We start from the raw sequence: 14,867 nt of genomic DNA, 5'->3' as shown, positions 1-14,867 counted from the left end.
GTCATAAATCCATCATCCTGGCGTCACAATGACGAAATGGCCCCGGTCGACACTGGGGTCATGACCACACCCCTGCACATTACCCTGATCACCGAAACCTTCCCGCCGGAAATCAATGGCGTGGCCAATACCCTGGGCCGCCTGTACGACGGGTTGCGCGCCCGCGGGCATCAGGTCGAGCTGATACGGCCGCGCCAGGTCGACGACCAACGCCAGGCCAGTGACGAGCAGTTGCTGCTGTGCCGGGGCTGGCCGCTACCGGGCTATCCGGGGTTGCAGTGGGGCCAGGCTTCGATGCACAAACTGCTCAGGCGCTGGAAACGCCATCGTCCCGACGTGCTGTACATTGCCACGGAAGGACCGCTGGGCCTGTCGGCACTGCGCGCGGCCCGACGCCTGGGTATCTCGGTGGTCAGCGGCTTCCACACCAACTTCCAGCAATACACCCAACAGTACGGCCTCGGGCTGTTGAGTCGCGGGCTCACCCATTACCTGCGCTGGTTTCACAACCGCTCCAGCCTGACCCTGGTACCCAGCCTCAGCCAGCGCCTGGAACTGGAGAGACGGCATTTCGAGCGCGTGGCGCTGCTGTCGCGCGGCGTGGACAGCCAACTGTTTCATCCGGTCAAGCGCTCGGCGAGCCTACGTGAGGCGTGGGGCCTGGGCGACGATGACATCGCCGTGATCCACGTCGGACGCTTGGCTGCGGAGAAAAACCTCGGGCTGCTCAAACGCAGTTTTGCCACGCTGTGCCGCGCTTTCCCGGGGCGACGGATGAAGTTGGTAGTCATCGGCGACGGTCCGCAGCGCCGCGCGCTGGAGCAGGAACTGCCCGAAGCGATCTTTTGTGGCTCGCAACGCGGCGAGGCGCTGGCCAGTCATTATGCGTCCGGGGATGTCTTTGTCTTTCCGAGCCTGACCGAAACCTTCGGCAATGTGGTGCTGGAGGCGCTGGCGTCCGGGCTGGGCGTGGTGGCCTACGATCAGGCCGCGGCGGCGCAACACATTCGCCACGGCTACAACGGCGTGCTGGCGATGCCAGGGGATGAGGAGGCGTTCTGCGATGCCGCCCGCTGGCTGCTGGAGGAGCGCGAGACTTTGCGTTGCGTGCGGCTCAATGCGCGCCAGCATGCCAGTCGCCAGGGCTGGGCGTCGGTGATCGAGCAGTTCGAGGCGCAGTTGCGCGGGGTTTGTGTCGACGAGCCAGTGATGCCTGCTGCGCCGACAGTGCGCTGAACCTTCGGCGATATTGAGATCGCCATCGCGAGCAAGCTCGCTCCCACATTTGATCTTCAGCGAACAACAGTCTGGAGTTCGACAAAGATCCCCCTGTGGGAGCGAGCTTGCTCGCGATAGCGTCAGATCAGGCGCCGCTTAAACCAACGTCATCAACGCCTCGCGACTGAACGGCAAGATTTCCTGCTCCCGCCCTTCACGGACTTTCTGCGCCCAGTCCGGATCCACCAGCAGCGCACGCCCCACCGCCACCAGGTCGAACTCGTCGTTGTTCAGGCGCTCCAGCAGTTTTTCCAGGCTGGCCGGTTGCGCGACTTTGTCGGTGTTGACCATGAACTGCAGGAACTCGCCATCCAGGCCAACGCTGCCAACGGTGATGGTGGGTTTGCCGGTGAGCTTGCGGGTCCAGCCGGCCAGGTTCAACTCAGAGCCATCGAACTCCGGCTCCCAGAAGCGCCGTGTCGAGCAGTGGAAAATATCCACGCCGGCGTCAGACAACGGCTTGAGGAATTCGCCCAGGGCTTCAGGGGTCTGCACCAGGCGTGCGGTGTAGTCCTGCTGTTTCCATTGGGAGAACCGGAAAATGATCGGGAACCCCTCGCCCACCGCCGCGCGCACAGCACGGATCAACTCGATCGCAAAGCGCGAACGGTTGGCCAAACTGCCGCCGTAACCGTCAGTGCGCTGGTTGCTGCCTTCCCAGAAGAACTGGTCCACCAGGTAGCCGTGGGCGCCGTGGATTTCCACGCCGTCCATGCCGATGCTTTGAGCGTCTTTTGCCGCCTGGGCGAACGCGGCGATGACCTCGTCAATGTCCCCCTGGGTCATGCCGTGGACCACCACCTGACCGTCCTTGAGCTTTTCGGTCGGGCCATAGCCCGGCACGCTGGCGTCCGGCTCGGTGCCGATGCGGCGCACACTGCCCACATGCCACAGTTGTGGAACGATCTTGCCGCCCTCGGCATGCACCGCATCAACCACTTTCTTCCAGCCGGCCAACGCACCATCGCCATAGAAGTGCGGTACGTTCGGGTAGCCGTTGGAAGCCTTGTGCCCAACCGTCGTGCCCTCGGTGATGATCAGGCCAACCCCGGCCGCCGCGCGGCGACGGTAATACTCGATGACCTTGGCATTGGGCACGCCGCCCGGCGAGAAGGAACGGGTCATCGGCGCCATCACCACCCGGGTCGGCAACTCGAGCGCGCCGAGGCGGAAAGGTTTGAACAGGGCTTTTGCAGGCATGAGGCACTCCATGGGACGAAGTCACAGGTCGGATATTACGATGATAATATGGAGCCTGGTGAGCGCTGGGTAGCACTATTGATTTGAATGATTAAGGATCAAAAGCAAGCGCTGAGGCGATGGCTCAACGCAACATCCGTGGCGAGGGAGCTTGCTCCCGCTGGGCTGCGTAGCGGCCCCTTTTTACGGTTGCTGCGCAACCGAGCGGGAGCAAGCTCCCTCGCCACAAAAGTTCAGCGCATGGCTTAGCTCAGCGCCTTTTCAATCGCCTGGATCACGGCAGGATCATCCGGCGCCGTACGTGGAGAGAAACGCGCCAGCACCCGGCCATCCTTGCCGAGCAGGAATTTTTCGAAGTTCCAGGTGATGTCGCCGGGAAATTCGGCTCCCTCACCCGCCAGCAAGCGGTACAACTGGTGACGATCATGGCCGTTCACGTCCAGCTTGCTGGACAGCGGGAACGTCACGCCGTAGTTGAGGCTGCAAAATTCCTGGATTTCCTGCTCGGTCCCCGGTTCCTGCCCGGCGAACTGATTGCAGGGCAAGCCCAGTACGCTGAACCCCTTGGCCTTGTATTGCTGATAAAGATTTTCCAGCGCCGCGTATTGAGGTGTCAGGCCACATTTGGAGGCGACGTTGACCACCAGCACGACTTGCCCCTTGAACGGCGCCAGAGCAAGCTCCTGACCATCCAGGGCTTTGAGTTTAAGGTCGTGGAAAGCACTCATGACGAACTCCAGGTTTGCAGATCTTTTCGAAACAGCCATGGATGATGCTAACAGCAACCGACTAAAAAGGCGCCGTATGGCGCCTTTCCAGTTCACTGGTCATTTGAGCGTAGCGCACAAATCAGTGGTGATGGCCGCCTTCGCCATGGACGTGACCATGGGCAATTTCTTCTTGGCTGGCGTCACGGATGTCGACGATCTTGACTTTGAAGTTCAAGCGCTGGCCGGCCAACGGGTGGTTGCCGTCAACGGTAACGTCGTCGCCTTCCAGGTCGCGGATGGTGACGATCTGCATCTGGCCATCGGGTGCCGAGGCGTGGAACTGCATGCCCACTTCCAGCTCATCGACGCCTTCGAACATGCTGCGGCTCAGGGTGCTGACCAGTTCGGCGGAGTACTCGCCATAGGCGTCTTCCGGCTCGACGGTAACGTCCAGGTCGTCACCGACCGTTTTGCCTTCCAGGGCTTTTTCCAAGCCCTGGATGATGTTGCCTGCGCCATGCAGGTAGACCAGCGGAGCGCCGCCGGCAGAGCTGTCGATGACCTCACCAGCGTCGTTGGTCAGGGTATAGTCGATGGAGACAGCCTTATTGGCGGCGATCAGCATGGGGCGAGACCTTTTGCATAAGAATGAAGAACGGACAAGTCTAAACAAGGATTTGCCCGAAAGCGAACGGAACCCGGACAAACGGGCCTGCTCGAACAGACCAACGGTCACCGGTTTCCATCAGGACGAGGACGGACACTGGGTGGCCGAGCTGTCCTGTGGCCACACCCAGCATCTGCGCCACCAGCCGCCGTGGCAGTCCCGGGCCTGGGTATTGGACCCTGGGCAACGTATTGAAAAAATAGGCCAGCCCTTTGATTGCGGCTGGTGCGCTCAAGGCCCGGTTAGCGATAACCTTGGCGACTGAATTGACGGTAGACGGCAGTTATAGCCTCGCCCTTGCCATGCACCTTTAGAGAATCCGCATGCAAACTTTTTTTATCGCACCCACCGATTTTGGTGTGGGTCTGACCTCCATCAGCCTCGGGCTGGTGCGTACACTTGAACGGGCCGGGCTGAAAGTCGGCTTTTTCAAACCCATTGCCCAGCCTCACCCTGGCGACACCGGGCCGGAACGCTCCACTGAACTGGTGGCCCGCACCCACGGCCTCAAGCCGCCGCAGCCCCTGGGCCTGGCTCACGTAGAACGCATGCTCGGTGACGGCCAGCTCGATGAGCTGCTGGAAGAAATCATTACCCTTTATCAGCAAGCGGCCATCGGCAAGGATGTGCTGGTGGTCGAAGGCATGGTCCCGACCCGCAGCGCCAGCTACGCCGCCCGAGTCAACCTGCACTTGGCCAAGAGCCTGGACGCCGAGGTCATCCTGGTGTCGGCACCGGAAAACGAAGTGCTGACCGAACTGTCTGGCCGGGTAGAGTTGCAGGCGCAGTTGTTTGGCGGGCCGAAGGACCCGAAAGTCCTCGGGGTGATCCTGAACAAGGTCCGCACCGACGAAAGCATGGAGGCGTTTTCCTCACGGCTCAAGGAGCACTCGCCCTTGCTGCGCAGCGGCGATTTCCGCCTGCTCGGTTGCATCCCGTTTCGCCCCGAACTCAACGCCCCGCGCACCCGTGACGTGGCCGACCTGATGGGCGCGCAGGTGCTCAATGCCGGCGACTACGAAACCCGGCGCATGAGCAACATCATCATTTGTGCCCGCACCATGCGCAACACCGTGGAACTGCTCAAGCCCGGCGTGCTGGTGGTCACCCCCGGCGATCGCGACGACATCATCCTCGCGGTGAGCCTGGCCGCGATCAACGGCGTGCCGCTGGCCGGCCTGCTGCTGACCAGCGACACCCTGCCCGACCCGCGCATCATGGACTTGTGCCGCGGCGCGTTGCAGGCGGGGTTGCCGGTGCTGTCGGTGAGCACCGGTTCCTATGACACCGCCAACCTGCTCAACGGCCTGAACAAGGAAATCCCCATTGATGACCGCGAACGTGCGGAGATCATCACCGATTTTGTCGCCAGCCACCTGGACGCCAAGTGGCTGCACCAGCGCTGCGGCACGCCTCGGGAGATGCGCCTGTCGCCAGCGGTGTTCCGCTATCAGTTGATCCAGCGCGCCCAGGCCGCCAACAAACGTATCGTACTGCCCGAGGGCAGCGAACCGTTGACCGTCCAGGCCGCCGCCATTTGCCAGGCCCGGGGCATCGCGCGCTGCGTGTTGCTGGCAAAACCGGCCGACGTCGAGGCAGTGGCCCGCGCCCAAGGCATCGAACTGCCGCCGGGGCTGGAGATTCTCGATCCGGATTCGATTCGCGAGCGTTATGTCGAACCCATGGTGAGGTTGCGCAAGAGCAAAAGCCTGAACGCACCGATGGCCGAGCAGCAACTGGAAGACACCGTGGTCATCGGCACCATGATGCTGGCCCTGGATGAAGTGGACGGGCTGGTATCTGGCGTCATCCACTCCACCGCCAATACCATCCGTCCGGCCCTGCAACTGATCAAGACCGCGCCAGGATGCTCGCTGGTGTCCTCGGTGTTTTTCATGCTGTTCCCCGAAGAAGTGCTGGTCTACGGCGACTGCGTGATGAACCCGCACCCCAGCGCCGCGGAACTGGCGGAAATCGCCCTGCAAAGTGCCGACTCGGCCGCCGCGTTCGGCATCACGCCACGGGTGGCGATGCTCAGCTACTCCAGCGGTGAGTCAGCCAGTGGCGAAGAAGTGGAAAAAGTTCGCGAAGCCACCCTGCTGGCCCACGAAGCCCAGCACGGCCTGTTGATCGATGGTCCGTTGCAATACGACGCCGCCGCCAACGAAACCGTGGCACGGCAATTGGCGCCCAACAGCCAGGTGGCCGGCCGGGCAACGGTGTTCATCTTCCCGGACCTCAACACCGGCAACACCACCCACAAGGCCGTGCAGCGCAGCGCCGATTGCGTCAGCCTCGGGCCGATGCTGCAAGGCTTGCGCAAACCGGTGAACGACTTGCCACGCGGCGCCCAGGTCGACGACATCGTGTACACCATCGCCCTGACCGCGATCCAAGCCGCCAACCGACCTTTGGACATTTAAATGCTGGACTTCCTGCCTGCCCCCTTGCGCGGCGTCATTGCCTCGCTGCTGTTGGCGCTGAACACCATCGCCTGCTGCACGCCGCTGTTCATCGTGGCGATTTTCAAGCTGTTGCTGCCCTTCCCCACCGGCCAGCGCTTCACCAACTGGCTGATGGGCCACATCCACGAAGCCTGGATCAGCAACAACAAGGCCTGGATGAACCTGCTGCGTCGTACCCGCTGGCACCTCGACGGCCTGGAGGGTCTGGATTACCAGCATTCGTACCTGATCACCAGCAACCACCAGAGCTGGGTCGACATCATGGTGTTGCAGTACGTGCTGAACCGACGCATCCGGCCGTTGAAGTTCTTTCTCAAGCAGGAACTGATCTGGGTGCCGGTGATCGGCCTGGCCTGGTGGGCGCTGGGCTTCCCGTTCATGAAGCGCTACTCCAAGGCTTACCTGGAAAAGCACCCGGAAAAGAAAGGCAAGGACCTGGAAACCACCCGCAAGACCTGCGCGAAGTTTCGCGACAACCCCGTGGGCATTTTCAATTTTGTCGAAGGCACGCGCTTCACCGACGGCAAGCATGCCCAGCAGCAGTCACCGTTTCGCTACCTGCTCAAGCCCAAGGCCGGCGGCATCGCGTTTGTACTGGATGCCATGGGTGAACAACTGGAGTCGATCATCAACGTGACCATTCATTATCCGGGCGGTCGTCCGGGGTATTGGGATTTGCTCTGCGGCAAGGTGGGCGAGGTGGTGGTGCATTTCCAGGAACTGAAGATCCCACCGCAGTTCATCGGCAAGAACTACGATCAGGACGGCGCGTATCGCCTGGAATTCCAGGGTTGGATCAACCAGTTGTGGCAGGACAAGGATGCGCTGCTTGAACAGATGCATCGCGAGTATCCCCCCAAGTCTTGAGGTGGCTGCACTGGCCCAATCGCGAGCAAGCTCGCTCCCACAAGGTATGTGCGAACACCACAAATCTACTGTGGGAGCGAGCTTGCTCGCGATAGCGTCCTACAGACAACAAAAAAGCCCGCAGATGATCACTCATCCGCGGGCTTTTACTTGCCGCTTGAAGCTAGAAGCTAGAAGCAGCGGTCCTTAGATCGCCCCACGCTTGCGCAGCAGATCCAGCACCTGCTTGACGCTCTCTTCCAACGTCAGCGACTGGGTGTCGATCACCAGGTCGGCATCCAGCGGTACGTCATACGGGAAGGATTCGCCTGGGATGTTGTCGCCAGCGGCGGCATACAACCCTTGCGGATCACGCTGGGCACACACCGTTGGCGAGGCCTGGACGTAGACCGTCAGCAGACGCTCCTTGCCGATCAGCGCCTTGGCCTGTTCGCGGCCTTCGGCATCCGGGGCGACAAACGCGGCGAGGGTCAGCAGGCCGGCCTCGTTGAACTGACGGGCGACATGCGCCGCACGACGCCAGTTCTCGGTACGCCCGGCACGATCCTGTGGCAAGCCCTTGTTCAGGTCATGACGCAGGTTCTGGCCATCGAGAACAAAGACCGCACGGCCCGAGTCGAACAACTTGCGCTCGACCGCATAGGCCAGCGTGCTTTTGCCGGCGCCCGACAGGCCACTGAACAAGACGGTGGCCGGCTGCTGGCCGAAGCGCTGGGCGCGTTCTTCCACCGACACATGGGCCAGCTTGCCGTGGTGCGTGCTGCTGCCGTGAAGCAACGGCTGGGCGACGATCATGCCGGCACCGACCGTACCGTTGGTCAGGCGATCGATGACGATGAACGCGCCGGTGGTGCGGTTGCTCTCGTAACCGTCCAAGGCGATCGGCGCATCCAGGGCGATCTTCACCTTGCCGATTTCGTTGAGCTGCAACGCGCTGGCCGGACCTTCTTCCAGGGTGTTCACATCCACCTTGTTGACGATGCTGGCAATCGAGCCCGGCACATAACTGGTGGCGCGCTTGATGTCGTATTTCTTGCCCGGCAGCATCGGCTCTTCGGCCATCCACACCAGCATCGCTTCGAAGCTGTCGGTGACCGGCGGCACGTTGTCGGCATGCACCAACAGGTCGCCACGGGAGATGTCGATCTCGTCTTCCATGGTCAGCGTGACCGCCTGGCCAGGACCTGCATGCTCCAGCTCGCCTTCGAAGGTGACGATGGATTTCACCCGGCTGCTCTTGCCCGACGGCAGCACCACCACTTCGTCGCCCTTGTGCACGATGCCGCTGGCGAGGGTGCCAGCGAAGCCGCGGAAGTTCAGGTTCGGACGGTTGACGTACTGCACCGGGAAACGCAGGTCGGTGAAGTTGCGGTCGCCCGCCACTTCCACGGTTTCGAGGATTTCCATCAGCGACTGACCGGTGTACCACGGCGAACGCTCGGACTTGTTCACCACGTTGTCGCCCTTGAGGGCCGACATCGGCACGAAGTGCATGCTGGTGGGCTTCAATTTCAAGCCTTCGGCGAACTTCAGGTAATCGGCCTTAATCGACTCGAATACGCCCTGGTCGAAGTCCTTGAGGTCCATCTTGTTGATGGCCACGACGATGTGCTTGATGCCCAGCAACGAGGCAATGAAGCTGTGGCGGCGGGTCTGGGTCTGCACGCCGTAGCGCGCGTCAACCAGGATGATCGCCAGGTCACAGGTAGAAGCACCGGTGGCCATGTTGCGGGTGTACTGCTCATGGCCCGGGGTATCGGCGATGATGAACTTGCGCTTGGCGGTGGAGAAATAGCGGTAGGCGACATCGATGGTGATGCCTTGCTCGCGCTCGGCCTGCAGGCCGTCGACCAGCAACGCCAGGTCGATATCGTCACCGGTGGTGCCGACTTTCTTCGAATCGCGGGTGATGGCTTCCAGGTGATCTTCGTAGATCATCTTGGAGTCGTGCAGCAGGCGCCCGATCAGGGTGCTCTTGCCGTCGTCGACGTTACCGCAGGTCAAAAAGCGCAGCAGCTCTTTACGCTCGTGCTGGCCCAGGTAGGCGAGGATGTCCTCGCTGATCAAATCAGATTGATGCGACATGACAACCCCTTAGAAATAACCTTGACGTTTTTTATCTTCCATCGAGCCTGCGCCATCGTGGTCGATGACCCGGCCCTGGCGCTCGGAAGTTCGCGTCAGGAGCATTTCCTGGATGATGTCCGTCAGGCTTTCGGCCTCGGACTCCACCGCGCCCGTCAACGGGTAGCAGCCAAGGGTACGGAAACGCACTTTCTTCTTGACGATACGCGCCTTGTCTTCGTCGGACAGGTGCTCGAGGATGCGCTCGTCGTCAATCATGATCAGCGTGCCGTTCTTCTCGATCACTTCACGCTCGGCGGCGAAGTACAGCGGCACGATCGGGATGCCTTCGAGGTAGATGTACTGCCAGATGTCCAGCTCGGTCCAGTTCGACAGCGGGAATACCCGGATCGACTCGCCTTTGTTGACCTTGCCGTTGTAGACGTTCCACAGCTCCGGACGCTGGTTCTTCGGGTCCCAGCGGTGCTTGCTGTCGCGGAACGAGTACACGCGCTCTTTGGCGCGGGATTTCTCTTCATCGCGACGGGCACCGCCGAACGCGGCGTCGAAACCATACTTGTCCAAGGCCTGCTTGAGGCCTTCGGTCTTCATGATGTCGGTGTGCTTGGCACTGCCGTGGGTGAACGGGTTGATGCCCTGGGCCACGCCATCCGGGTTCACGTGGGTGATCAGGTCCAGGCCCAGCTCCTCGACCATGCGGTCGCGGAACTTGTACATTTCCTGGAATTTCCAGCGGGTGTCGACGTGCATCACCGGAAACGGCAGCTTGCCGGGGAAGAACGCCTTGCGTGCCAGGTGCAGCATCACGGCGGAGTCTTTACCGATGGAGTACAGCATCACCGGGTTATCGAACTCGGCGGCCACCTCGCGGATGATGTGGATGCTTTCCGCCTCCAGCTGTTTCAGATGCGTCAGTTTGTCGACCATGGCTACTCACGAAAACTTTCTTATGAACGGCCAGCGGGCCGTGTTCGAGCGGGGAATCCTAGCACAGCGACCTCTTCTAATCAGGGCGCCAACTAGATCGAAACAGCATATGGATATGCCTGGTGGTTCGGGCATTGCGGTGGCCTCTGTGGGAGCAAAGCTTGCTCGCGATGACGTCGGTACAGGCAATACCGCTATCGCGAGCAAGCTTTGCTCCCACAGGCTGGCTTCCACATTCAGTTCAGCGTAAGTCAGATGGGATTCGGGCAATCGATGAAGATATGCTCCAGGGCGAAGCGTCGCGCCAGGTAGTCACCCAGCGCCTGGACGCCGTAGCGTTCGGTCGCGTGGTGGCCGGCGGCGATGAAGCTGATGCCGTTTTCCCGGGCGCTGTGGAAGGTCTGCTCCGACGCTTCGCCGCTGAGGTACAGGTCAACCCCGGCCAGTACGGCCTGGTCGATATAGCCCTGGCCGCCACCGGTGCACCAGCCAACCCGGCGGATCATCTGTTCGCCTTCGATCAGCAAGGGCTCGCGCCCCATGGTTTCCTGAACCTTGCGCGCGAAATCCCGCGCCGTCATCGGTTCGGACAGGGAGCCGACCAGGCCGACGATCTTGGGGTTGTCCGGATCCAGCGGCCCCTCTACGGTGATGTCCAACTGGCGGGCCAACTGCACGTTATTGCCCACCTCCGGGTGCAAGTCCAAGGGCAAGTGATAGGCCAACAGGCTGATGTCATGCTTGAGCAACGTCTTGAGGCGACGCTGTTTCATGCCGGTAATGCAAGGGTTTTCGCCCTTCCAGAAATAACCGTGATGCACCAGCACCAGGTCGGCCTCGGCCTCGACGGCAGCGTCAAGCAACGCCTGGCTGGCGGTGACACCGCTGACAATGCGCATCACCTGGGGCGCGCCTTCGACCTGCAGGCCGTTGGGGCAATAATCGGCAATCCGGTTGCTGGCCAGGTAACGGTCCGCTTCTTCGACCAGGGTGTTCAGGGCTACGGCCATGAAAAGACTCCTAAATATCCCGTTCAGAGGCGCTCGCGGCCTCGTATAATGCGCAACATTATGGGCGGTCCCATCCCGCCTGCAACCTTTGTAGGACGTGCTTAATGCTCAAGGCGCTGCGTTTTTCCGGCTGGCCGCTGTTGGCCGGCGTGCTTGTCGCACTATTGATTATCCAGCGCTACCCGGAATGGGTTGGCCTGCCGAGCCTCGACGTCAACTTGCAGCAGGCACCGCAAACCAAGGCGGTGCAACAGGGGCCGGTGTCCTATGCCGACGCCGTGACCACCGCCGCGCCGGCCGTGGTCAACCTGTACACCACCAAGGTCATCAACAAGCCTAGCCATCCGCTGTTCGAAGACCCGCAATTCCGGCGCTTCTTCGGCGACAACTCGCCCAAGCAGAAGCGTATGGAGTCGAGCCTGGGATCGGGCGTGATCATGAGCCCGGAAGGTTATATTTTGACCAACAACCACGTCACCAGCGGTGCCGACCAGATCGTGGTCGCCCTCAAGGATGGCCGCGAAACCCTGGCCCGGGTGATCGGCAGCGACCCGGAAACCGACCTCGCGGTGCTGAAGATCGACCTCAAGAACCTCCCCGCCATCACCATCGGCCGTTCCGACAGCATCCGCATCGGCGACGTCGCCCTGGCCATCGGCAACCCGTTCGGCGTCGGCCAGACCGTGACCATGGGCATCATCAGCGCCACCGGGCGCAATCAGTTGGGCCTGAACAACTATGAGGATTTCATCCAGACCGACGCCGCGATCAACCCCGGCAACTCCGGCGGCGCACTGGTGGATGCCAACGGCAACCTGACTGGGATCAACACGGCGATCTTCTCAAAATCCGGCGGCAGCCAAGGCATCGGTTTCGCCATTCCGGTGAAACTGGCGATGGAGGTGATGAAGTCCATCATCGAGCACGGCCAGGTGATTCGCGGCTGGTTGGGCATTGAAGTCCAGCCGCTGACCCAGGAACTGGCGGAGTCCTTCGGCTTGTCCGGGCGGCCCGGCATCGTGGTGGCGGGGATCTTCCGCGACGGCCCGGCGCAGAAGGCTGGCCTGCAACTGGGCGATGTGATCCTGAGCATCGATGGCGAGCCGGCCGGCGATGGCCGCCGCTCGATGAACCAGGTGGCACGGATCAAGCCCACCGACAAGGTGACGATCCAGGTCATGCGCAACGGCAAGGAGCTCAAGCTCACCGCTGAAATCGGCCTGCGCCCACCGCCGGCGCCAGTGGTGCTCAAGGAAGAGCAGTAAGCGCGCCATGCCATCGAGGGCCTTGCAATTCGGCAAGCCCTCCTCAAATCCCCTGTGGCGAGGGAGCTTGCTCCCGCTGGGCTGCGCAGCAGCCCTAAAACTGCCGAGTCAAAACACCAGACTGATCGTATTCAATCCTGTTGGGTCTGCTTCGCAGCCCAACGGGAGCAAGCTCCCTCGCCACAAAAAACATCGCCCGAATTTGATAAGTCAGGAATAGCATAAATTCTCATTAGTAGTGTTATATTGTTTCAATTCAAAAAATTGGAACAATATAACATGCTGCCTTTAAAACGGTTTTCCCTTGCCGGCCTGGCTTTGGGCCTGCTGGGCGATCCGGCCTACGCCGAAGAAGTCCAGCCTCTGGAACTGGACGCCATTAACGTGACGTCCGACTACGAATCCCCCACGGGCCCCGTCACGGGCTATCGCGCCACCCGCTCTGCCAGCGCCACCAAAACCGACACCGCCCTGCGCGACATCCCGCAATCGATCAGCGTGATTCCTGCCAGCGTGCTCAAGGACCTGGGCAGCACCAACGTCGAACGGGCATTGGAATACGCCGGCGGTGTCTCGAAACAGAACAACTTCGGTGGCCTGACGCTCTACGAATACAGCGTGCGCGGCTTCACGACGTCGGAATTCTATAAGGACGGTTTCAGCGCCAACCGCGGTTATCCGAGCACGCCCGACGCGGCGAACATCGAACGCATCGAAGTGCTCAAGGGCCCAGCCGCCAGCCTGTATGGACGGGGCGATCCCGGCGGTACGGTGAACATTGTCACCAAGAAACCCCAGCCCGAAGCCTTCACCACCTTGCAAACCAGCGCCGGCAGTTGGGATCGCTACCGCACCGCGCTGGACATCAACACGCCACTGGACACCGAAGGCAACCTGTTGTCGCGAGTCAACCTGGCGGTCGAGGACAATCACAGCTTTCGCGATCACGTCGACAGCCAGCGCGTCTTCGTCGCGCCGTCCGTCAGTTGGCAATTGAACCCCGACACCCGGTTGCTGGTGGAAAGCGAAATCGTGCGCCACAGCTCGACGTTCGACCGGGGCATCGTCGCCCCGAACAACCGCTGGAGCGGCGTTTCCCGCTCGACCTTTTTGGGCGAACCCAACGACGGCGACATCGACAATCACAACAACATGCTCCAGGCCGCCCTCGAACATCAGCTCAATGACACCTGGCAACTGCGCCTGGCCAGCCATTACAAGCAAGGTGAACTCTGGGGCTTCGCCTCCGAAGCGCGCCCGCTGAACGCCGACGGCCACACGGTGAACCGCCGCTATCGCGAGCGCGACAACAACTGGCACGACAGCATCACCCAACTGGAACTGCGCGGCCTGTTCGACCTCGGCCCCTGGCAGCACGAACTGCTGATCGGCAGCGAATACGAGGATTACCGCAAGAACGAGCGCGTGACCACCCTGGGCGGCAGCACCTACCCCATCGACATCTATCAGCCGATCTACGGCCAGCCGAAACCCAATGGCGTTCGGACCGGCACAGACTTCTTCGAACATGTGCAAAGCCGCGCACTGAACCTGCAGGACCAGATCGTCTTCACCGACAAACTGCGGGGCATGCTCGGTGTGCGCTACGAGCATTTCGAGCAGAGCATCGACGACCACACCCGCGATCGCACCAGCCGCCAACGCCACGATGCTTTCACGCAACGGGCCGGCCTGCTGTATCAGCTGACGCCCGAAGTTGGCCTGTTCGCCAACGCCTCCACCTCGTTCAAACCCAACAACGGCCTGGATGCCGGCGGCAAATCCTTCGCCCCGAGGAAGGCGTCGGCTATGAAGTGGGGATCAAGAGCGAGTTGTTCGACGACCGCCTGAGCACCACCCTGGCGGCGTTCCATATAGAGAAGGAAAACGTCCTGAGCCCGGTCGCCGGGACCGATTTCAGCCGCGCCATGGGCAAGGCCCGCAGCCAAGGCATCGACTTGCAAGTCACCGGGCAGTTGACCGACGCCGTGCGAGTGATTGGCGCCTTCGCCTACATCGATGCCGAAGTCACCAAGGGTGATGAGCAAATCCCCACGGGCAGCCGGATCCTCGGCGTCGCCAAACGCAGTGGCAGCCTGTTGGGCGTCTACGAATTCCAGGACGGGCACCTGCGCGGTTCGGATGTTGGTGCGGCGTTCACGTATGTCGGCGATCGCTCGGGCGAAGCGGGCAAGAGTTTCGAACTGCCGGCCTACCACACCGTGGATCTGCTGGCCCATTACAAGGCCAGCGATGACGTCACCGTGGGGCTGAACCTGAACAACGTCTTCGACGAAAAATACTACGAGCGCGCCTACAGCAACTACTGGGTCACCCCCGGCGAGCCACGCAACTTCACCGTCAGTCTTACCCTCGCTCTGTAAAAGGAAAAT

11 protein-coding genes and 1 pseudogene are annotated in these 14,867 nt (G+C 61.4%); 6 read left to right on the top strand and 6 right to left on the bottom strand.

Going from position 1 to position 14,867, the window contains the following annotated elements:
• Nucleotides 1–36 precede the first annotated feature (36 nt).
• The gene (locus KI237_RS04905) at nucleotides 37–1,236 is read left to right on the top strand and encodes a glycosyltransferase family 4 protein (RefSeq protein WP_212799027.1); all 1,200 of its coding nucleotides are present in this window, start codon (nucleotides 37–39) and stop codon (nucleotides 1,234–1,236) included.
• Between the two features lie 138 nt (nucleotides 1,237–1,374).
• Here the strand turns inward: KI237_RS04905 and KI237_RS04900 are convergent, their stop codons facing one another.
• From KI237_RS04900 to KI237_RS04890, 3 genes are all read right to left on the bottom strand, one after another.
• Complete coding sequence (locus KI237_RS04900) at nucleotides 1,375–2,478, bottom strand: NADH:flavin oxidoreductase (protein ID WP_212799026.1); 1,104 nt, start codon at nucleotides 2,476–2,478, stop codon at nucleotides 1,375–1,377.
• A gap of 245 nt (nucleotides 2,479–2,723) precedes the next feature.
• Nucleotides 2,724–3,206 carry a glutathione peroxidase gene (locus KI237_RS04895; protein WP_212799025.1) on the bottom strand — a complete coding sequence of 161 codons (483 nt, stop codon included), beginning with the start codon at nucleotides 3,204–3,206 and terminating at the stop codon, nucleotides 2,724–2,726.
• A 121-nt stretch (nucleotides 3,207–3,327) separates the two neighbouring features.
• Nucleotides 3,328–3,813 carry an FKBP-type peptidyl-prolyl cis-trans isomerase gene (locus KI237_RS04890; RefSeq protein ID WP_003178049.1) on the bottom strand — a complete coding sequence of 162 codons (486 nt, stop codon included), beginning with the start codon at nucleotides 3,811–3,813 and terminating at the stop codon, nucleotides 3,328–3,330.
• Here KI237_RS04890 and KI237_RS04885 point away from each other — a divergent pair.
• From KI237_RS04885 to yihG, 3 genes are read left to right on the top strand one after another with little or no spacing between them, the layout of a single operon-like run.
• Nucleotides 3,782–4,120 (top strand): DUF3565 domain-containing protein, encoded by a 339-nt coding sequence (locus tag KI237_RS04885; RefSeq protein WP_082534492.1) that lies wholly within the window; start codon nucleotides 3,782–3,784, stop codon nucleotides 4,118–4,120. The genes KI237_RS04890 and KI237_RS04885 overlap by 32 nt on opposite strands.
• A 58-nt stretch (nucleotides 4,121–4,178) precedes the next feature.
• The gene (gene pta, locus KI237_RS04880; protein ID WP_212799024.1) at nucleotides 4,179–6,278 is read left to right on the top strand and encodes a phosphate acetyltransferase; all 2,100 of its coding nucleotides are present in this window, start codon (nucleotides 4,179–4,181) and stop codon (nucleotides 6,276–6,278) included.
• Nucleotides 6,279–7,187, top strand: a complete 909-nt coding sequence (gene yihG / locus KI237_RS04875) for a 1-acylglycerol-3-phosphate O-acyltransferase, YihG family (RefSeq protein WP_212799023.1) — start codon at nucleotides 6,279–6,281, stop codon at nucleotides 7,185–7,187.
• A gap of 186 nt (nucleotides 7,188–7,373) precedes the next feature.
• On the opposite strand, the gene cysN is transcribed toward yihG, so the two are convergent.
• From cysN to KI237_RS04860, 3 genes are all read right to left on the bottom strand, one after another.
• Entirely contained in the window at nucleotides 7,374–9,272 is a 1,899-nt protein-coding gene (cysN, locus tag KI237_RS04870; protein ID WP_212799022.1) for a sulfate adenylyltransferase subunit CysN, read from the bottom strand.
• A gap of 9 nt (nucleotides 9,273–9,281) precedes the next feature.
• Entirely contained in the window at nucleotides 9,282–10,199 is a 918-nt protein-coding gene (gene cysD / locus KI237_RS04865) for a sulfate adenylyltransferase subunit CysD (RefSeq protein ID WP_003178041.1), read from the bottom strand.
• A 251-nt stretch (nucleotides 10,200–10,450) separates the two neighbouring features.
• Complete coding sequence (locus tag KI237_RS04860) at nucleotides 10,451–11,209, bottom strand: Nif3-like dinuclear metal center hexameric protein (protein WP_212799021.1); 759 nt, start codon at nucleotides 11,207–11,209, stop codon at nucleotides 10,451–10,453.
• Between the two features lie 104 nt (nucleotides 11,210–11,313).
• On the opposite strand from KI237_RS04860, the gene algW reads away from it, so the two are divergent.
• Both algW and KI237_RS04850 read left to right on the top strand, forming a co-directional pair.
• Complete coding sequence (gene algW / locus KI237_RS04855) at nucleotides 11,314–12,474, top strand: Do family serine endopeptidase AlgW (protein ID WP_072344423.1); 1,161 nt, start codon at nucleotides 11,314–11,316, stop codon at nucleotides 12,472–12,474.
• A gap of 279 nt (nucleotides 12,475–12,753) precedes the next feature.
• A pseudogene (locus KI237_RS04850) lies at nucleotides 12,754–14,858 on the top strand (TonB-dependent siderophore receptor).
• The last annotated feature ends 9 nt before the right edge of the window (nucleotides 14,859–14,867 follow it).

The organism is Pseudomonas sp. St316 (assembly GCF_018325905.1).
Classification (GTDB): Bacteria; Pseudomonadota; Gammaproteobacteria; order Pseudomonadales; family Pseudomonadaceae; genus Aquipseudomonas.
Note: the sequence above shows the minus strand (reverse complement) of the source record. Positions and strands in the feature narration are given on the sequence as shown.